We start from the raw sequence: 277 nt of genomic DNA on the forward strand, positions 1-277 counted from the left end.
TCGCGAGTCTCTCCAGCGATTGCAAGGTGTTTCAGAATCAGACACCCGTCGATACTATCCTCGCGGTATTAGCCGATTATCCGTTTGCAGTCGAGCGTCGTCTGATCGAACGCTATCCGCTGCGCGATTACTGTGTGCAGTACAACGAGACCGATCTGGAGTTTGTTGTGAGGCTGATGCAGGAATGGGGCATCAACTACCATTTCGAGCATAGCGCAGGCGTACACCGGCTCATCCTGTCCGATCACAATGCCGCATTTCACACCGCCTCTGCGGC

At 54.5% G+C, this 277-nt stretch carries 1 protein-coding gene; it reads left to right on the forward strand.

Annotated features, from left to right (window positions below):
• A partial coding sequence (locus tag H8K43_RS18785; protein WP_186905265.1) for a contractile injection system protein, VgrG/Pvc8 family occupies nucleotides 1-277 on the forward strand: 277 nt, incomplete at both ends.

Source organism: Cognatundibacterium curvum (assembly GCF_014284235.1).
GTDB lineage: Bacteria > Pseudomonadota > Gammaproteobacteria > Burkholderiales > Burkholderiaceae_D > Undibacterium > Undibacterium curvum.